An 18,107-nucleotide genomic window follows, 5' to 3' on the forward strand; every position below is an offset into this window, starting at 1 on the left:
CCGGTCAAAAGGCGTAGACCGCGCCGCGCCCGCCGCCCTACGCCTGCGGAGCCCCGGAACCCTGGAACGCGCCCGGGTGGATCTGCTCCCGCGTCGCGATGTACTGCTGGCGAACGGCCTGCCCGGCGGGGAGGTCCTCGCCCGGCTCGAACACCTGCGCCGCCGCGGCCGGCCAGACCGGCGGAGTGTGCGGGGCGAGGGTGCCCTGAGCCACACCGAGCGCCCACGCGGCCTGCCGCGCCGAGCCCAGCGCCGCGTAGTCGGCCGGCGCCGGTACGACGACCTGCGTCCCGAACAGCCCCGGGGCCGCGGCCTGTACGGCGGGCAGTTCGGCCGCGGCTCCCAGCAGGAACACCCGGCGGATCGCGGCCCCGCGCGAACGCAGCACGTCCAGCGCGTCCACCAGCCCGCACAGCATGCCCTCGAAGGCGGCCCGGGCCAGGTGCTCCGGCTTCATGGAGTCCCGGCGCAGCCCCGACAGGGTCCCCGCGGTGTGCGGCAGGTTCGGAGTCCGCTCACCCTCCAGATAGGGGAGCAGTACGAGGCCGTGCGCGCCCGGCGTCGACTTCAGGGCGAGCTCGCTCAGCCCCTCCAGGTCCGTGCCCAACAGCTCGGCGGTGCCGCGCAGGGCCCGTACGGCGTTGGAGGTGTTCACCACGGGCAGGTGCATGCCGGTGCCGTCGGCCAGCGAGGTGATCAGCCCGCCGGGCTCCGACAGCGCCTCGTGGTGCACCGCCATCACCGAACCGGAGGCGCCGAGCGAGACCACGGCGTCGCCGGGCCCCAGCCCGAGCCCCATGGCGGCGGCCATCGTCTCGCCCGTGCCCGCGGAGATCAGCAGCCCCTCGGGCGTGGTCCCGGCGGCGTCGGCCGGGCCGAGCACCTCGGGCAGCAGCGCCCGGTGGCCGAGCGCGAGCTCGACCAGGTCGGGCCGCCAGGCTCCGGTGGCCGGGGACCAGTAGCCGGTACCGGAGGCGCCGCCCCGGTCGGTGGTCCGCCGGGCCGGCCGGCCCAGCAGCTGCCACACCAGCCAGTCGTGCGGGGACATCAGCACGGCCACCCGCCGGGCCGCCTCGGGTTCGTTGCGGGCCAGCCAGGCCAGCTTCGCGAGGGGCTGCGCGGAGTGCGGGACCGAGCCCACGGCCTCGACCCAGGGCGCCCGGCCCCCGAAGGCGTCGATGAGGTCGGCGGCCGCGACCTGGCCGCGCTTGTCGTTGCCGACCAGGGCGGGACGTACGAGGGCGCCCTGCGCGTCGAGCGGCAGCAGACCGTGCTGCTGGGCGGAGACGCCGATGGCCTGGACCCCTTCGAGGAGCCCGCCGCCGGCGGCCTCGCCGAGGGAGAGCAGCCAGGCCTGGGGGTCGGTCTCGTAGGGGTTGGCTCCGTCGGCCTCTGGCGCGGGCTGCGGATGGGGCGCGTAGCCCTGGCGCAGGACGGCACCGGTTTCGGTGTCACAGACGACGATGCGAGTGAAGGCTGAAGAGCTGTCCAGCCCGGCGACTATCCCCATGCGGAGAATTCTGCCGCACATACGACCGGTACCGACCTCTCCGGAGTGGCCGGAAGTCCCGTGAGGTTCCCGGGACCTCACCGGCCCCGGGAACCTCACGGATCACTACGTACGACTCAGGTGTTGCTGGTGCCCCAGTCGTCCTCGAAGCCGGAGGCCCGGCGGTCCCGCAACCCCGGCACCCGAGCGGCCAGGGAGTCCGGCACCGCGTCGCCGACCTTCTCGCTCACCGCGGCGAAGGCCTTCCCGGCGTAGACGCGCCCGGTGTGCCCCGCGGTCTCGGCGGCATTGCGCACCGCCGGGTTCTGCGCGAATTCCCGCACGGACTTCTTCAGCTGCTCGTACCGCTCGCGCCCGGCCCGGGTCCCGAGCACGTAACCGAGGGCCAGTCCGGCCAGGAACGTCGCCTTGTACCGCATGCCTGCCACCCTTCGTCGTGTGGTGCCCGGCCTGCTGTCGATACCGATTGGCGGAGCACCCCCCTGCTTGCGCTAATCTATGACTCGCAACGGGCGCTCGCCCCCCGGCAAGGCCGGAGGTGGGCCGTTCGATGCACCGCAGCAATCCCCTGTAGCTCAATTGGCAGAGCAGCCGGCTGTTAACCGGCAGGTTACTGGTTCGAGTCCAGTCGGGGGAGCGCGATCCCCTGTAGCTCAATTGGCAGAGCATTCGGCTGTTAACCGGAGGGTTGCTGGTTCGAGTCCAGCCGGGGGAGCAAGCAAGAGAAGAAGAGGGCCCCCAGCGGGTCCTCTTCTTTTTTGCCCGGACCTGGAACCGGGCAGCCCTCAGGGCGGTCTCTCTGAACAGGCGAAGCCGATCATGCGAGGCATCCGAGGCAGGAGATCGTATGAGCGGCTATGCTGCGGCAGACGGCGCGCACAGATGTACGCGCCACGCCGTGAAGGGGCGGTAGCTCAGCCGGTTAGAGCAGCGGACTCATAATCCGTCGGCCGTGGGTTCGAGTCCCACCCGCCCCACTGCGAGCCGCAGGCGAAGAAACGTTCTCGCCTGCGGCTTCGGTGTTTTCAGGGGTTGTTGTGCCGGTGGGGCGGGCGCGGGGTCCGTGTGGTGCTCATCACCGCGGAGGCTCCTCGTACGGCCGGTCTGGACGGATCCCGCCTGCGTGGCGATCACCAGGTGATGGACCGAGGATGGGACTGCCGGGAGGGCCGTGCCCGCCGGGCTCGGGAACCGCGGTGACGTCGCGGGAGGCCGGTTCGAGCAGGCCGAGGGCAAGGGCAAGGCCGAGGTCCTCGCGGCGTAGGACCGGAGCGGCCGCGATGGTTGGTTGAAGGGGCGTTGCCATGGTGCTCGACCTGCTCCTCATCGGCCTGGTCATCACGCTGTACCCGTTGCCGATCCTGGCCTTCGTGCTGGTCGTGTCGGCGCCCCGCGGGGTGTGGAAGGGATTGGCGTTCATCCTCGCCTGGCTCGCCTGCCTCGTGGTCGTGATCGCCATCGTGCTGCTCCTCACCGATGGTGAACCGCCGCCGCCGCGGTCCCCGCCCTCCACCGCCGTGCTCGCGGTCAAGCTGCTCCTCGGACTGGGACTGATCGTGTACGGCGAGCGCAAGCGGCGTCGGCGGCGAGCGGCCGCGGCCGCGGCCGGCGGTGCTGCGGTGCAGGCGAAGCCGGCGCCTTCCAAGAACGCCATCACTTCGCGCACGGACCAGGCCACGGTCTGGTCCGCCGCCACGCTCGCCGTGCTCCTCCAGCCCTGGGGCATGGTCGGCCTCGCCGCGACCACCGTGGTGGAGGCGGACCTCTCCCACAGCGAGTCCTTCCTGGTGCTCCTGGCCTTCTGCGTGCTCGCCAGCGCCACCCTGCTGACCATGGAGCTGTACATGGTGTTCGCGCCGGAGCGGGCCCATCTCGCCCTGACGAACCTGCGCGACTGGCTGGACCGCCACAAGGAACCGGCGATCATCGTCTCGTGCCTGGCCCTCGGCCTGTGGATCGTGGGCAGGACCCTCTACGAGCTCACTTCCTGAGGCCGGGGCAGGCTGCGGCCGGATCGTCGTGGGTGAGGGCGCAGACCATCTGTGCGCCGCGGTCGTGGTCGGGGTAGGCGGCCAGGAGGTCGGCCTTGAAGTCGTTCCACTGGCGGGTGATCTCGGCGGTGGCTCCGGCCGTCGCGTGGCCGAAGTTGTCGTCGGTCCCGGAGCGGGCGGCCGCGGCGGTGTCCTTGTTCAGCACGCGGTTGTGCGGGACGCGGCCCTCGCAGCCGGGGGACCTGACGCCGGTGGAATCGACGTCGGGATAGCAGCCGGTGGCGAGGTCCGCCGGGATGCGCGCACGCGCGTCCGAGGTCCACTCGGCGTCCTCCATCGCGCTGTAGCGGCGGATGTCGAGGAAGGGCGCGGGGGCCGAACGCCCCAGCCCGGGCGGGTTGTCGAGGGATACGGGGCCGGGGGCGGGGCGGTCGGTCCAGTTTGAGTGCGAGTAGAAGTCCTCCAGCTGGTGCCAGCCGCGGCCCAGCTGTTCGAGGACGCCGCATTTGGCCCGGTCGGGCTTCCCGTCCCAGGTGCACGGGGATGACAGGTCGCTCTGGTCGGCGCGGACCTTGCCCTCGGCGTCGACGAGGCCGTCGGCGGCCCGGACCGCGCCCCGGAAGCGGGTGACGGAGGTGCGGATGCAGGCGAGGAGCTCGGTCGTGGCCTCGTCCCGGGTACGGGGGTAGGCGGGGGCGTAGCGGGGGGCGAGGTAGTCGGCGTTGTCGCAGTGCAGGGGGCCGATGTCGAAGTAGGGCGGGTGGTCGTTCGCGTTGATCGCCCCGTCGCGGGCATCGGCCATCGCGGTCAGCGTGACGGGCTCCCAGGGCAGCGCGGCGCGGGTGACGGCCTCGTGGTTGTCGCCGGTGAAGGCATGGGCGGGGCCGCCCGGCACGGCGGTCAGGGCCGCCGCGAGGAGGGCCGCCAGGGCCGCGGAGGCGGCCCGGGGCGCTCCGGGCCGTCGCCCGCGGAGGAGCGCTTCGACGGGTATCCGGATCCGTGCCCGGGGCGCGGCGTGCGCCGATGCCGGCGTACGGCTCCCCGGTGCCGGGAGGTCGGCCATGCCTCCATGCTGCGCGGACGGCCCGGCCCCCGCATGCGGGGGCCGGGGTCCGTCGTCACACTCCCGTCTGCCCCGCGACTGAGGGCGACGACGGGAGTGTGACGACAGACCCTACGGCTCGGGGGAGCGCGGCTGGGTCGTGGGGATCCGCTGGGTGAAGAACAGGGCGATGAGCGCGGCGAGGGCCAGGATGGCGAGCGCCGCGCGCAGGCCGTCGAGCCTGGCTTCTGCGTTCGCGTCCAGTGCCGCCTGGGACACTTCCGGGCTCGTCCCGGCCTCGTCGAGCGCGGTCTTCAGCTGGGCGTCGGACAGGAAGGGTGCGCCGCTCTCGAGCTGGACGGTCGCCTGGCTCGTCACGCTGTCCGGGACCGCCGGGTTCGCCTCGATGTTGGTCAGGAAGGAAGAGGTGAGGGCGGCGATCATGATCGATCCGGCGAGTGCCGTGCCGATCGAGGCGCCGAGGTTCGTGACGGAGTTCTGTACGCCGCCGACCTCCGCACTCTGCGCCTCCGGCACCGCGGACACCGTGACCGACCCGAGCTGGGACGCCAGCGCCCCCATGCCGAGCCCGATCAGCAGCAGGGGGATGGTGACGATCTCCGGGCCGGCGTCCAGGTCGAGCGCGACCATCAGGACCACCGCTCCCGCGAGCAGCGCGAGGATCCCGAGCCGCACCGCCCGCCGCGGTGAGACGTCCGGGAGGAAGTGCGGGATCAGGATCGCGGCCGCCAGCAGGCTCACCGAGAGCGGCAGCAGGCGTGCGCCGGTCGCCAGCGCCGACAGGCCCAGCGCGACGGACAGGTAGAGCGGGACGACGAAGAACACGCCCATCTGCACGAGGTACTGGAAGAAGAACATCGTCAGGCCGCCGGTGAGCTGCTTGTTCTCCAGCAGCCCGGGATCGACGAGGGGATCGCGGCTCCGGGCGACGACCGCGGCCTCCCAGCGCAGGAAGAGCCAGAGCAGCGCCAGCCCCGCCAGTACCAGCCACGTCGTCAGGGACACCCCGATCCACGCGGGCGCGTCGGGCTTCGGCCTGAACCAGCCCCATTCGTCGGACCGGAGCACCCCGTAGACGAGGACCCCGAGCCCGAGCGCGGAGAGGACGGCGCCGAAGAAGTCGATGCGCCGGCGTTCACCGGGCGGGGCGTCCGCGATGCGCCGCGCGAGCGCGAGGATGGCCAGCACGACCACGACCTCTCCGGCGAAGACCCACCGCCAGGAGAAGTACGTCGTCGCGACGCCGCCGATGAGCGGCCCGACGGCGATCGCGATCGCCCCCGCGGCCACGACGAGCCCGTAGGCGGCGGGGCGGCGTTCGACGGAGAAGTTGCCGGCGACGAGGGCCACGATCGCGGGCAGGATGAGCGACGCCCCGATCCCCTCCAGGAGCGCCCAGCCCAGCAGCAGCACGGTGAGGTTCGGCGCGAGCGAGGTGGTGAGGGAGCCGGCTCCGTAGATGCAGCAGCCGATCACGAACGCGCGTCTGCGGCCGATCAGCGCCCCGACCTTGCCTCCGGGGATCATGAACATCGCCATGACCAGGGTGTAGGCGGTGATCGCGCCCTGGATGCCCGTCACGCTCGTGCCGACGTCCTCGGCCACCGTGGCGATGGAGACGTTCATGACGGAGCTGTCGAGGGCCATCAGGAACTGCCCGGACGCGAGCGTCAACAGGACGATGCGTGACTTCGCCGAACTCTCGGCCGTGCCTGCCCGGGGTGACATGGATGCATGCTTCCAGCCGTCCACGGGCCCGCGGGGCCGACCCGCCGCGCGGTCAGCCGCACGGCCGCAGGTGTGGAACGCCCACACCTGCGGCCCGGGGATTCCCGCGGATCGCCGGTACCCGGCGGCCGGTGCCCGGCAGTTCGGCGGTCCGGCTAGAAGTTCTCCGTTTCGTCCGCCAGATGGCGCAGTACGTCGTTCAGGTCCTGGCGGCGGGCGAAGGCGGCGCGCTGGCGGTGGGCGCCCGAGCCGTCGCGCAGCAGGCCGCCCAGGGTCTTGGCCGCGTGGTCGAGGTCGCCCGACTCGGCCAGTTCCGGGGCGACCCGGTCCAGCAGGGCCTCCGCCAAGTCCGCCGCGGGGAGTTCCGCCCCCGTGTACGGGTCGAGGCCGAAGCCCTCCAGCCCGTCGTGCGCGGCCCGCCAGCGCGCGAGGCGCAGTACGTCGTCCCGTACGGGTGGATCGGGGCGCTCCTCCGCGATCTCGCGCAGGGCCGTCGCCACCAGGGCACGGGTCAGCTCGGCCTGCAGTACGGCTCCGTCGATGTCCGGGGACATGTCGGGCGCCCGGAGTTCGAGCGTCGGCCAGCGCCCCGAAGGGCGCAGGTCCCAATAGACCATCTTCGTGTCCAGGGCGGCCCCCGAGCCGAGCAGGGTCTGCACCGAGCGCCGGAAGTGGGCCGTGGACGTGAAGTGCGGGGGCGGTCCCGCCGAGGGCCAGCCCGACCAGGCCATCGCCCGCCAGCTGGCGTGACCGGTGTCACGGCCGCCCCAGAACGGCGAGTTGGCGGCCAGCGCGATCAGCGTCGGCAGCCAGGGTCTGACCCGGTTGGACACCGCGACGGCCGTGTCCTCGTCGAGGCTGCCGACGTGGACGTGGCGGCCACAGCTGACCAGTGTGTCGGTGAGCGCGCCGAAGCGGCGGTGCTGCTCGCGCTGGCGCGGTTCGTCGTCGGTGAGGTGGAGCGGCCCCTCCACGGCCACGACCGGCGAGGGCGCGGCCAGCAGCCGGCAGCCGTGGGCGCGGGCCGCGCGGCCGAGGGTGCGGCGCAGCGCGGCGAGCTCCGTACGCAGCGAATCCGCCGAGTGGGCGACCGGGGTGGAGATCTCCACCTGGTAGCGGGTGCCCTCCGGGTGCAGTTCGCCGGGCAGTCCGCCGGCGGTGGCGAGGACGAGCGGGGCGGCGGGGACCACCCGGAAGGTGCGGGCGTCGACGAGGAGGAACTCCTCCTCGACTCCGACGGTGAGGGGGACGGTGGTACGCACCGTGTTCTGCGCGGTGCCGGTGCTCGTGGTGCTGTTGCCAGGTTCGATCACTGCGCCTCCCTGGACATACGAGTCTTTTCATCATGAGCTGAACGAGAGGTGAGTAGCGCACGGCGATTCGGTCAAATGTCCGGTGATAGTGGCGGGTTAGCGGCAAGAATCCGCCCGCTCCGGGATCCCGGAGCCGGGTGGGGCGACTGTTGCCGGTGTGTGAACGCCGCAAAATCGGCTCGGAGGGGCGGCGGGCCGGTGGTTATCATCCGCTGTGCCCGATACGACCACGCCCACCCGCCCGCGCTCCCGGCAGCGAATATTCGCCGACCTGACCCCGCTGCGCACCTCCGTGCACTACCGGCGGCTGTGGGTCGGAGGCACGATCTCCTGGCTCGGGCAGGCGATGACCGCCCTCGCGATCTCGCTCCAGGTCTACGAGATCACCCGCTCCAGCTTCGCGGTCGGCCTCGTCGGGCTCTTCGCGCTCGTCCCGCTCGTCGTCTTCGGGCTCTACGGCGGCGCCATCGCCGACACCCTGGACCGGCGCAAGCTCGGCCTCTACAGCGCCCTCGGCTCCGCCGCGCTGTCCGTCGCGCTCGCCGCCGCCGCGCTGCTCGACTACCACCGGGTGTGGTTCCTGTACGCCGTCGTCGCGCTCCAGGCGGTGGCCGGGGCGCTCGCCGGACCGGCGCGGTCCGCCATGATCCCGAGGCTGCTGCCGGCCGAGCAGTTGCCCGCCGCCAACGCGCTGAACTCCGTGACCATGACCTCCGGGACGATGATCGGCCCGATGCTGGGCGGGCTGATCGTCGGCTGGTGGGGCTACCAGGCCGCGTACCTGATCGACGCCGTGACCTTCACCGCCGCGCTGTACGCGATGTGGCGGCTGCCCTCGATGAAGCCGGACCGGGCGGAGGGCGCGCGGGGGCGGGCCTCCGTCCTCGACGGCCTGCGGTTCCTGGGGACCCGGCCCAACATCCGGATGACCTTCTTCTCCGACATGGCCGCCATGGTGCTGGCGCAGCCGAAGGCGCTGTTCCCGGCCGTCGCCGGGCTCTGGTACGGGGGCGACGCGAAGACGGTCGGCCTGCTGGTGGCCGCGCCCGCCGTAGGGGCGCTGCTGGGCGGGCTGTTCTCGGGCTGGCAGGGGCGGATCCGCCGGCACGGGCTGGCGATCCTGCTGTCCGTGGCCGGGTGGGGGCTGGCCATCGCGGTCTTCGGGCTCACCCGGAACCTGTGGCTCGGGCTGTTCTTCCTGGCCCTGGCCGGGTGCGCCGACACCATCTCGATGGTGTTCCGCAGCACGATGATGCAGGCCGCCACCCCGGACGAGATGCGGGGCCGGTTGCAGGGCGTGTTCATCGTGGTCGTCGCGGGCGGGCCCCGGCTCGGGGACTTCCTCGCCGGGACCGCCGCCGATCTGACGTCCCCCGCCGTGGCGGTCACGGGCGGGGGCCTGGCGTGCGTGCTGGTGCTGGGGCTGCTGGCCCTGCGCTGGCGGGGCTTCGCACGCTACGACGCGCGTTCGCCCCAGGCCTAGCCGCTGGGACCGCTGGGCCGCCGGGACCCGCCGGGCAGGGGCCGCCTCTGCGCGGTGCGGGCCGGGGCGGGCGGTCGTGTCGTGCGGCGCCGTTGCGGGGGCTCCGCCCCCGGACCCCCGCGCCTCAAACGCCGGCGGGGCTGGATTTCGGCCGAGCCCTGCTCGGAGGTGCCGCCGGGCCGGCCGCGCACGGGGCGCTGCGCCGGGCGGTCGTGCCGTGCGGCGCCGTTGCGGGGGCTCCGTCCCCGGACCCCCGCGCCTCAAACGCCGGCGGGGCTGGATTTCGGCCGAGCCCTGCTCGGAGGTGCCGCCGGGCCCCGGCCGGCCCGGCGCGGTGGGGTCGTGGGCGTCGGCGTGCGGCTGTTCGCGGTGCGGTGCCCGGCCCGTTGTCCGGCGCCCGAGGCGTTACGCGTCCACCGGTTCGCAGGTGCGGGTGCCGCCCGCGGTGCCGGTGTTGGTGGTGCCGGACGGCTCGAACAGCAGGAGCTCGACCTCCTCGTCGGCGACCGGGCAGTGTTCCACCCCGCGCGGGACGACGTGGATCTCGCCGGGGCCGAGGACCACCTCCCCGTCGCGCAGCCGGATCGTCAGCGTGCCGCTGACCACCAGGAACAGCTCGTCGGTGTCCTCGTGGGCGTGCCAGACGAACTCGCCCCGCAACTTGGCGACCTTGACCTCGTAGTCGTTGACGCGGGCGATGCGGCGCGGGGCCCAGTGCTCGGTGAAGCCGGCGAGCTTCTCGGCGATGTTGACCTTCGGTGTCGTCATGCGGACAGCCTGCCGGGGTGGCCGCGCCGCGGTCTTGTACGTTCCTGACATGGCCCCCTTACGCCCGCGCAGCACCGTTTCCGCCTGGCGGCCACCGGTGAACGGCATCGCCGAGGTCTTCCACGCCCGCTTCACCGATCACGCGTACCCCGCCCACGTGCACGACACCTGGGCGCTGATGGTCCTGGACGGCGGGCGCGTCGACTTCGCCCTCGACCGGGAGCGGCACGGGGTCGGGGTCTCGGACCAAGTGGCCCTGCTGCCGCCCGGGGTGGTGCACGACGGGCGGACCGTGACCGAGGCCGGCTTCCGCAAGCGGGTGCTGTACCTGGACACCTCCGTGCTGCCGGAGCGGCTGACCGGGGCCGCCGTCGACGCCCCGCTGCTGTCCGATCCCGCGCTGCGGGAGCGTGTGCACGGGCTGCACCTGGCGCTGGCGGAGCGGGACCCGTTCGAGGCCCAGTCGCGGCTGGCCTTCGTACAGGAGCGGCTGAGGCGGTGGCTGACCGGGAGGGAGGTGCCCGCGGACGGGCCGCGGGGGGCGGGGCTCGCCGTACGGCTGCGGGAGTTGCTCGACGCCCGGGTGGTCGAGGGGATCACTCTGGAGGAGGCCTCGGCGGAGCTGGGGGGCGTCCATCCCACGCACCTGATCCGGAGCTTCCGCACGGCGTACGGGCTGCCGCCGCACGCCTACCTCACCGGGCGGCGGGTGGCGCTGGCGCGCGGGCTGCTGCTGGCGGGGATGGGGCCGGCCGCCGCGGCCGCGGCGGCCGGCTTCTACGACCAGGCACACCTGACGCGGCACTTCGGGCGGCACGTGGGGGTCGGTCCGGCCCGGTTCGCCCGATCCGGGAGGTTGTGAAGCGGAGTTGGCGGGTTCGTTGCCGTCGCGTTGCGGGGTCTTCCCATTTCTTTCTGTTCGGCATATGACAGTTCGGCAGTTCCAACCCGTGTGTCATCCCGTCGAACCAGGAGGAAGGCCTTCATGCGCCTTCGTACGCTCGCCACCACCGCGGTGGCCGCCGCCGCGCTCTGCGGCACGCTCGTGCCGCCCGCTTCCGCGGCGGCCCGGCCGGCCGGCGGGGGCGCCTGCTCCCCGTACCTCACCGTCGCGGGTTACTCCGACTCGCTGGACAAGAGCCTCCTCGACGGGAAGCTCGTCGGCGGGATCTCCGGCCTCGCCGTCGACAAGGACGGCACGGTGGCCGCCGTCTCCGACAAGTCGGCGCTCTACTCGCTGAAGGTGGGGCGCGGGGACACCCCGACGGCCACGGCGACCAGGCGGCTGCCGCTGACGGACGGCGCGGGGAAGGTGATCGACTCGGAGGGGATCGTCGTCGACCGGGACGGGTCGTACCTGATCACGGACGAGACCACGCCCGCCATCAGGCGCTACGACCGCGACGGGCGGGTGCTGGGCACGCTGCCGATCCCGGACGACTTCCGCCTCGCGCCGCAGGGCCGGGCCGCCGTCAACACGACCTTCGAGTCGCTCACCCTGCTGCCGGGGGGCCACACGCTGGTCGCGGGCGTCGAGGGCGGGCTGGCCGGGGACGGCAAGGACGCGCAGGGCCGGACCCTCCAGCGGATCCAGACCTGGGAGCGGCGCGGCGGGGAGTTCGTCCTGGGCCGCCAGTTCGCCTATCCGGTGGACGCGGGGCACGGACTCGTCGAGCTCGCGCCGACCCGCGACGGGCGGCTGATCGTGCTGGAGCGCGGCTTCACGAGGGAGTTCGCGATCACCGTGCGGCTGTACGTCGCCGATCCGCTGTTCGCGAGCGACACCTCGAAGGTGCCGACGCTGACGGAGGGGCCGGGGCTGAGGCTCGCCCGCAAGACCCCGATCGGGGACTTCAACGACTGCCCGACGCTGGGCGCCCCGTCGAAGCTGCCGCAGAACCACCCCCTCGTGGACAACGTCGAGGGCATGGTCGTGATGGACGCAGACGGCATCGACCGGGTCCGGCTGCTGCTGGCCAGTGACGACAACGAGTTCCCGCAGCAGATCACCCGCCTGTACACGGCGGACGTGAAGCTGCCGAAGCGCCGGCTGTTCTAGGACCCGGACCTGTCCGAGGGCGCGACGATGCCGCGTGCGACCCCCAGGGCCACCAGGTCCTGGGGGCGGATGCGGAGTTGGTCGGCCGTCGCGGGGGCGGCGGCCGGGGGGCGCTTGAGGATGGCCGCCGCCAGTTCCGGGGCGATCACCGAGAAGTAGCTGTCCGGGGTGACCCAGGTGTTCCCCGGCGCCGCCAGCGCGAGCGCGCCGCCCGAGCCGCCCTCGCCGATGAGCAGGGTGGTGACGGGGACGGTCGCGCCGGCCAGCGCCGCGAAGGTGTCCGCGATGGCGGGGCCCGCGCCCGCGTGTTCGGCGGCCGCGTCGTTGGCCGCGCCGGGGGTGTCCACCAGGGTGAGCACCGGGATGCCGAGCCGGTCGGCGAGGCGGATGACGCGGGCGGCCGTACGGTAGCCCGCCGGGCGGGTCGCGGTCCCGCACTGGGCGGCGTACGCGACGGCCCGCCCCTCGCGCAGCCCGAACCCGCACAGCATGCCGGGATCGGTGCCGCCGGCCCGGTCCCCGGAGAGCGGCAGGCGCAGCTCGAAGTACGCGTCCAGGTACGCCCCGGCGCGCGGGCGGTCGGGGTGCCGGGCCTGCCGGACGGCCTCCCAGCCGCTGTGCGGGGGCTCCGCGGCGGCCAGTGCGCGAGGGGGTTCGACGGGTCCGGCGGGCCGGGGCGCGGTCAGTACGCGCAGCCAGTCGGCGAGGGCGCCGGGCAGCTCGGGCGCGGGCACCACGGCGTCCACGTGCCCGGCGGCGTACTGCCCCTCGGCGGAGTAGGCCGCCGGATCGGCGTCCGCGGGGCGCACCCGGGAGCCGGCGAAGCCGACCTGGGCCCCCGGGAGCGCGAGGACCACGTCGGCCCCGGCGCCCAGGGTGGCCCAGCCGCCGCCGGTGGTGGGGTCGCGGAGCACGGCGAGCTGGGGGAGCCCGGCCGCCCGGGTCAGCACGCACTGGCGGGCCACGCGTTGGAGCTGGGTCAGCGCGAGCATGCCCTCCTGCATCCGGGAGCCGCCGGTGGCGATGAGGGAGACGAGGGGGAGGCGGTGCTCCCGGGCGTACGTGTAGGCGGCTTCGAGCCGGTCTCCGGTGCGCTCGCCGAGGGACCCTCCGAGGAAGCCGAACTCGAAGGAGATCAGGGCCGCTTCCCGCCCGCCGATGCGGGCGGTGCCGGTGACGACGGACTCCTGCTCCCCGGTCCGCGAGGTGGCGCGGGCGCGGGAGTCGTCGTAGCCCTCCCAGGCGAGGGGGCCGTCCGGCCCCGACTCCCGCCGGGGAGCGGGGAGTTCGGCGAAGCTGCCGGGGTCGGTCACGGAGGCGATGGCCGCGCGGGCCGAGAGGCGGGTCGTCGTCACGGGGTCACCCTAGGCGGTGTCACGCCGGCCGGCCCGGGAGATGAGGGGTGCTCAGGGGTCGCAGCGGGGGGAGGCCCCGGGGAAGGAGCGCGATGGCGAAGAGGAGGCCCCCGAGAGGCATCAGGTCGAGGCTCACGGCCATCGTGGCCGTGCCCAGCACCACCAGGGCGGGACGCCAGGCGCCGACGCGCCGCCGGACGGCGAGCTGGACCATGAGCCAGACGAGGCCGACGTAGAAGAGCGTCGGGCCGACGGTGTAGACGGCCGGCAGCACCCCGGGGTGGCTCTGGACCTCCTCGAAGAGCCGCTCCATCCCCGGCCGGTCGGCGGCGCGCAGGCCGACGACCAGGTCGATGGCGGCCTGGACGACGACCGCCAGGGTGCCGGCGAGACCGAACAGGGCCGCGGCCCCGGCGCTCGCCCGGCCCGCGGCGGTCGCGGGCGCGGTCATCCGGCGCAGTGCGGGGAAGACCAGGGCGAACTGCAGGACCCCCACCAGCAGGGCGATGTGGCCCGTGGTCCAGGCGGGGCCCGGACCGTGGCCGGGGTCGCCGAGCCGGATGGCACCGTAGGCCAGGATGCACAGGGGCGCGGAGACGAAGGCGGCCCGGGTGAGGGCGGCCGGCCGGCGGGGTTCGCGGGGTTCGCGTTGTTGCAGGGGTCGAGTGGTCATGTACCGATCATTTCCGCCCGGGGTGCGGGGGCGTATCCGGCATCACCCCGAGATGACCCCGAGCGGCCCCTGACCCCGCCCCGCCGGCTCCCCGGCGTTCACCCCGGGGTCGGCAGCGGGAAGGCGATCTTGATGGCGTAGGCGGCGACCAGACCGTACCCGAGGCGGAAGGTCCAGACGCGGGCGGTGTCGGAGATGCGGGCCCCCGCGAGGGCGCCGACGGCGACCAGAGCCTGCTGCCAGAGGAGCGAGGCGGCGCCGACCCCGACCAGGAACGCGGCTCCGGCCGCTCCGGTGGCGAGGCTCGCGCCCTGCGCGGTGGTGAGGGCGGCGAAGTAGAGGGCGGTGGTGGGGTTGACGGCGGTGAGCCCGACGTACCGGGCGAAGGCCTTGGCCGGCCGGGCGGGGCCGGAGGGTGCGGGCGGGGCCGGACGACCGGGGCTCCGCCCCGGACCCCGCTCCTCAAACGCCGGAGGGGTTGGAGTCGCCGGGCCCCGGGGCTCGGCCGCCGGTGGGGTCGGAGCCGTCCAGCCGGTGCGTAGGCCGTGGGCGGCGATGCCGAGGAGGATGAGCGCCGAGGCCAGGCGGACCCATGCCTCGACCGGGGCGATGTGGGAGGCCACCCAGGGGCCCAGGCCGGTGGCGAGGGCCGCGTAGGCGAGGTCCACCGCCGCGATTCCCGCGGCCGCGGCCATCGCCGTGCGGCGGTGGCGCATCGCCTCCTGGAGCAGCAGCACGCTCATCGCGCCCATCGGCATCGCCACGCCGAGGCCCGCCGCCGCGCCGCCCAGGGTGGGGGAGAGGAGTTCGGTCATGCCGAGAGGTTCGGGGGGCGGGGCGCGGGGACGCGGGCGAATACCGGGCCCGACTGCGAGAATCGCGGCATGGACCGCCTCGACAGGGAAATCCTCGGCATCCTGCAGGAGGATGCGCGGATCTCGTACCGGGACCTCGGCACCCGTGTCGGCCTCAGCGCCAACGCCACCGCCGACCGGGTGCGCCGGATGCGCCGTGACGGGGTGATCCGCGGGTTCACCGTCGTCGTGGACCCGGCCGCCGACACCCGGGGCGGGCTCGTCGTCTTCATCGACCTCACGCTGCGCCAGGACACCACCAACGAGGAGTTCGAGCAGCGGGTCGCCAAACTGCCCGGGATCACGGAGGTGGTGCACGTGACGGGGGAGTACGACTACCTCGTACGGGCCCGCGCCGCCGATCCGGCCGCGCTGGACGGGCTGCTGCGGCGGCTCAAAAGGGACGCGGGGGTGGCGCAGTCGAGCACCCGGATCGCGCTGCGCGCGGCCACGCGCCCGTCGCGGACGTAGCCCCCGGTGCGGGGCGGTGTGCGCCGCTGCGCGGAGCCGTTCCCCACCCCGCCCCTTCCCGAACCGGGCTCCGCCCCGGACTCCGCTCCTCAAGCGCCGGAGGGGCTGGGCTTTGCGCACCCGGGAGAGAGACCTACAGCGCGCTCTCCCACGTCGCCGTCGTGCCCCGGGCACCGGATTCCGTGCGGCCGTCGTCCGACACGGTGAGCCTGACCCGGGACGGGGTCGCGTCGATCTCCACGTCGATGGAGGTGGCCTCCGAGCGCCGGTGCGCCGCCGCCAGGGCGCCGCGCAGCGCGGACAGCAGGTCGGCCGCCACCGGGTCCGGGAGCAGCGCGTCCACCGCACCCGCGAAGTGCACCGACGGCTGGAAGCCGAGCAGGACCGCCGCCCCTCCCGTCTCGCGCAGGACCCGGCCCCGGAAGGTCGTCGGGGCGTCGGTCGGTGGCTGCTGGAGGGCGAAGATGGCCGTCCGGACCTCCTGGATGGTGGAGTCCAGTTCGTCGACGGCGCGGCTCAGCTCCTCGCCGACCGTGTCCCCGCTCGGCGCGTTCGAGGAACGCCGCCGGGTGGATTCCAGCATCATCTCCGTCGCGAACAGCCGCTGGACCACCAGGTCGTGCAGGTCCCGCGCGATCCGGTCGCGGTCCTCGTAGACGGCCAGCTGCTCACGGTCGTGCTGGGCGTCCGCCAGTACGAGGGCCAGTGCGGCCTGCGAGGCGAACTGCGAGGCCAGCAGCCGGTCCACGGCGTCGTACGGAGGGCCGCCGCGGGCGCGCGGCAGGGCGAGGGTGCCGATCAGCTGGCCGCCGCTCTGGAGCGGCAGCATCATGCTGGGGCCGAAGCGCTCCCGTACGTGCGTGGTCATCCGGGGGTCGGTCGCCGAGTCCTCTATGAAGACCGGCTCGCCGCCCAGGAGTTGCGTCAGGACCGGGCTGCCGGGGGCGATCGCCGTGCCGACCAGGTCTCCGGGGTCCCCGTGCGTGGAGGCGGCCACGATCTCCATGCCGCCCTCGGGGGTCGGCTGGAGCACCACGCCGGCCGCGGCGTCCGCGAGCAGCCGGGCCCGTTCGGCCACGCACATCAGGGCGTCCGCCGCGGGCCGGCCGGCCAGCAGGGTGGTGGTGACGGCGGCGGCGCCCTCGATCCAGCGCTCCCGGCGGCGCGCGGTCTCGTACAGCCGGGCGTTGCCGATCGCTATCCCGGCCTGGGAGGCCAGGACGCGCAGCAGGGCGATGTCCTCGTCGGTGAACGCGCCGCCGCCGCGCTTCTCGGTCAGGTAGAGGTTGCCGAAGACCTCCGTGTGCACCCGGATCGGGACGCCCAGGAAGCCGCGCATCGGCGGGTGGCCCGGCGGGAAGCCGGCCGCGCGGGGGTCTTCCGTGAGGTCGTCCAGCAGGAGCGGGCGCGGGTCGGTGACGAGCGCGCCGAGCACCCCGGAGCGGCCGTCCGGAAGGTGCGGGATCGCGGCCCGCTGGGCCTCGGTCATCCCGGCCGTGAACAGCGCGGTCAGCCGGACGCGCTCGGGGTCGACGACCCCGAGCGCCGCGTACCGCGCGGAGCACAGCTCGGCCGCCGAGTCCACTATGTGCTGGAGGGTGGTGCGCAGCTCAAGCTCGGAGCCGACGCTGAGCACCGCCTCCAGCAGCACCGGGAGGCTCGCCGCCTCGTCCTCGGGCTGCTGCCCGACGTCGGTCATCCGGCCAGTGGGTTGAGAACCATGGGGGCGATCTTCCCTTCGAGCATCGCGCCGAGACCGAGCACGGCGCACACGTCCGGCCGTTCCGCGATGGCCACGGGCATTCCGGTGGCGTCCCGCAGCATCTGGTCCAGCCCGGGCAGCAGGGCGCTGCCACCCACCATCATGATCCCCCGGTCCGTCAGGTCGGCGACCAGGTCCGGCGGGCAGTCCCGGAGCACCTTGCCGATGCCGTCGAGCACGGCGGTCAGCGGGGTGCGGATGACGTCGCGCACGGCCGCGGTGTCCACGTGGACGGAGCGGGCCAGCCCGGTGGCCACGTCGCGGCCGTGGATCAGGGTGGAGGCCGGTCCGTCGCCGGTGATCCCGGCGCCGTGCAGGGCCAGCTGGAGCGGTCGGACCGCCTGGCTGGGCAGCATCAGCTCGTGCGCGTGGCGCAGGTGCTGGACGACGGCGTGGTCGATGGCCTCGCCGCCGACGGGGACCCGTACGGCGGTGACGATGGAGCCGAGGGAGAGGACTGCCACCTGGGTGGCCGCGGCCCCGCACACCATGATCATCGTCGCGGTCGGCTGCTCCACGGGCAGTCCGCAGCCGACGGCCGCCGCGATCAGGGTGTCGACGAGCTCGACGCGCCGGGCGCCGAGCCCGACGAGGGTCTCCACGGCGGCCCGCTGGGCCAGCGGGTCCGCGTCGTGCGGCGTGCAGGCGGCGGCCCGCAGTCGCGGCTTGCGGCGCAGGGCGCGGCGCAGTTTCTCGCCGAGCAGGTGGCGCAGCATGCGTTGGGCCATCTCGATGTCGACGACGGTGCCGCCGGAGACGGGACGCACGACCCGGATGTAGTCGGGTGTGCGGCCGGTCATCCGCTCGGCGAAGGTCCCCACGGCGATGAGTGCGCCGGTCCGCGTGTTCACCGCGGCGCAGCTGGGCTCGTCGACCACGAGGCCGGCGCCCTTGACGTACACGCGGGTCCTGGCCGCCCCCAGGTCGACGGCGACGTGGCAGCGGCGCAACTGCTCAAGACTGACGGTCACGGCAGATCCTCCCGAGAGCGCTGACGCAAGAAGACCGACGGAACTGCCGGTCGCTTTTCATATCATCTCGGGCATTTCGGACTTACCGCCCGTTGAGCTGCTCCGG

16 protein-coding genes and 3 tRNA genes are annotated in these 18,107 nt (G+C 74.0%); 8 read left to right on the top strand and 11 right to left on the bottom strand.

All coding sequences use genetic code 11. The features are described 5' to 3' along the window. Positions 1-37 precede the first annotated feature (37 nt). Both ACIQ5Y_RS16465 and ACIQ5Y_RS16470 read right to left on the bottom strand, forming a co-directional pair. On the bottom strand, positions 38-1,510 hold the full coding sequence (locus tag ACIQ5Y_RS16465; RefSeq protein ID WP_403880265.1) for an FGGY family carbohydrate kinase: 1,473 nt from the start codon (positions 1,508-1,510) through the stop codon (positions 38-40). A 116-nt stretch (positions 1,511-1,626) separates the two neighbouring features. Then, entirely contained in the window at positions 1,627-1,929 is a 303-nt protein-coding gene (locus tag ACIQ5Y_RS16470) for a YtxH domain-containing protein (RefSeq protein WP_403880267.1), read from the bottom strand. Between the two features lie 145 nt (positions 1,930-2,074). Here ACIQ5Y_RS16470 and ACIQ5Y_RS16475 point away from each other — a divergent pair. The 4 genes from ACIQ5Y_RS16475 (at position 2,075) to ACIQ5Y_RS16490 (ending at position 3,501) form a co-directional block, all read left to right on the top strand. Further along, positions 2,075-2,147: transfer RNA gene (locus ACIQ5Y_RS16475), tRNA-Asn, on the top strand. A 5-nt stretch (positions 2,148-2,152) separates the two neighbouring features. Further along, a tRNA-Asn gene (locus ACIQ5Y_RS16480) sits at positions 2,153-2,225 on the top strand. Between the two features lie 188 nt (positions 2,226-2,413). After that, a tRNA-Ile gene (locus ACIQ5Y_RS16485) sits at positions 2,414-2,487 on the top strand. Between the two features lie 327 nt (positions 2,488-2,814). Then, positions 2,815-3,501, top strand: coding sequence for a GAP family protein (locus ACIQ5Y_RS16490; RefSeq protein WP_403880269.1), 687 nt, complete (start codon positions 2,815-2,817; stop codon positions 3,499-3,501). Here ACIQ5Y_RS16490 and ACIQ5Y_RS16495 read toward each other — a convergent pair. The 3 genes from ACIQ5Y_RS16495 to ACIQ5Y_RS16505 form a co-directional block, all read right to left on the bottom strand. Beyond that, the gene (locus tag ACIQ5Y_RS16495) at positions 3,491-4,564 is read right to left on the bottom strand and encodes a hypothetical protein (RefSeq protein WP_403880271.1); all 1,074 of its coding nucleotides are present in this window, start codon (positions 4,562-4,564) and stop codon (positions 3,491-3,493) included. The two genes, ACIQ5Y_RS16490 and ACIQ5Y_RS16495, sit on opposite strands and share 11 nt — an antisense overlap. Positions 4,565-4,675: 111 nt before the next feature. Further along, the gene (locus ACIQ5Y_RS16500; RefSeq protein WP_403880273.1) at positions 4,676-6,292 is read right to left on the bottom strand and encodes an MFS transporter; all 1,617 of its coding nucleotides are present in this window, start codon (positions 6,290-6,292) and stop codon (positions 4,676-4,678) included. A gap of 155 nt (positions 6,293-6,447) precedes the next feature. Then, positions 6,448-7,605: a glutamate--cysteine ligase gene (locus ACIQ5Y_RS16505; RefSeq protein WP_403880275.1), complete on the bottom strand. Its 1,158-nt coding sequence runs from the start codon at positions 7,603-7,605 to the stop codon at positions 6,448-6,450. A gap of 214 nt (positions 7,606-7,819) precedes the next feature. Here ACIQ5Y_RS16505 and ACIQ5Y_RS16510 point away from each other — a divergent pair, with 214 nt between their 5' ends. Beyond that, a complete protein-coding gene (locus ACIQ5Y_RS16510; protein WP_403880277.1) occupies positions 7,820-9,088 on the top strand; it encodes an MFS transporter in 1,269 nt (422 codons plus the stop codon). 405 nt (positions 9,089-9,493) lie between these two features. On the opposite strand, the gene ACIQ5Y_RS16515 is transcribed toward ACIQ5Y_RS16510, so the two are convergent. Next, positions 9,494-9,856: a cupin domain-containing protein gene (locus ACIQ5Y_RS16515; RefSeq protein WP_403880279.1), complete on the bottom strand. Its 363-nt coding sequence runs from the start codon at positions 9,854-9,856 to the stop codon at positions 9,494-9,496. A 49-nt stretch (positions 9,857-9,905) separates the two neighbouring features. Between ACIQ5Y_RS16515 and ACIQ5Y_RS16520 the strand changes: the two genes are divergently transcribed. Together ACIQ5Y_RS16520 and ACIQ5Y_RS16525 are read left to right on the top strand one after the other, a co-directional pair. Next, the gene (locus tag ACIQ5Y_RS16520) at positions 9,906-10,718 is read left to right on the top strand and encodes an AraC family ligand binding domain-containing protein (protein WP_403880281.1); all 813 of its coding nucleotides are present in this window, start codon (positions 9,906-9,908) and stop codon (positions 10,716-10,718) included. A gap of 123 nt (positions 10,719-10,841) precedes the next feature. After that, complete coding sequence (locus tag ACIQ5Y_RS16525) at positions 10,842-11,915, top strand: esterase-like activity of phytase family protein (RefSeq protein ID WP_403880283.1); 1,074 nt, start codon at positions 10,842-10,844, stop codon at positions 11,913-11,915. Here ACIQ5Y_RS16525 and ACIQ5Y_RS16530 read toward each other — a convergent pair. The 3 genes from ACIQ5Y_RS16530 to ACIQ5Y_RS16540 form a co-directional block, all read right to left on the bottom strand. Next, positions 11,912-13,270: a carboxyl transferase domain-containing protein gene (locus ACIQ5Y_RS16530; protein WP_403880285.1), complete on the bottom strand. Its 1,359-nt coding sequence runs from the start codon at positions 13,268-13,270 to the stop codon at positions 11,912-11,914. The two genes, ACIQ5Y_RS16525 and ACIQ5Y_RS16530, sit on opposite strands and share 4 nt — an antisense overlap. Before the next feature lie 19 nt (positions 13,271-13,289). Beyond that, positions 13,290-13,943: a hypothetical protein gene (locus ACIQ5Y_RS16535; RefSeq protein WP_403880287.1), complete on the bottom strand. Its 654-nt coding sequence runs from the start codon at positions 13,941-13,943 to the stop codon at positions 13,290-13,292. Between the two features lie 98 nt (positions 13,944-14,041). Further along, positions 14,042-14,758, bottom strand: a complete 717-nt coding sequence (locus ACIQ5Y_RS16540) for a LysE family transporter (RefSeq protein WP_403880289.1) — start codon at positions 14,756-14,758, stop codon at positions 14,042-14,044. Positions 14,759-14,827: 69 nt separating this feature from the next. On the opposite strand from ACIQ5Y_RS16540, the gene ACIQ5Y_RS16545 reads away from it, so the two are divergent. Continuing rightward, complete coding sequence (locus tag ACIQ5Y_RS16545; protein WP_403880291.1) at positions 14,828-15,268, top strand: Lrp/AsnC family transcriptional regulator; 441 nt, start codon at positions 14,828-14,830, stop codon at positions 15,266-15,268. A 133-nt stretch (positions 15,269-15,401) separates the two neighbouring features. Here the strand turns inward: ACIQ5Y_RS16545 and ACIQ5Y_RS16550 are convergent, their stop codons facing one another. After that, positions 15,402-16,967, bottom strand: coding sequence for a GAF domain-containing protein (locus tag ACIQ5Y_RS16550; RefSeq protein ID WP_403880293.1), 1,566 nt, complete (start codon positions 16,965-16,967; stop codon positions 15,402-15,404). Next, positions 16,964-18,001 (bottom strand): rod shape-determining protein, encoded by a 1,038-nt coding sequence (locus ACIQ5Y_RS16555; RefSeq protein WP_384746244.1) that lies wholly within the window; start codon positions 17,999-18,001, stop codon positions 16,964-16,966. The genes ACIQ5Y_RS16550 and ACIQ5Y_RS16555 overlap by 4 nt, the downstream gene beginning before the upstream one ends. Between the last annotated feature and the right edge of the window lie 106 nt (positions 18,002-18,107).

It is taken from the genome of Streptomyces sp. NPDC096339 (genome assembly GCF_044762985.1).
Classification (GTDB): Bacteria; Actinomycetota; Actinomycetes; order Streptomycetales; family Streptomycetaceae; genus Streptomyces.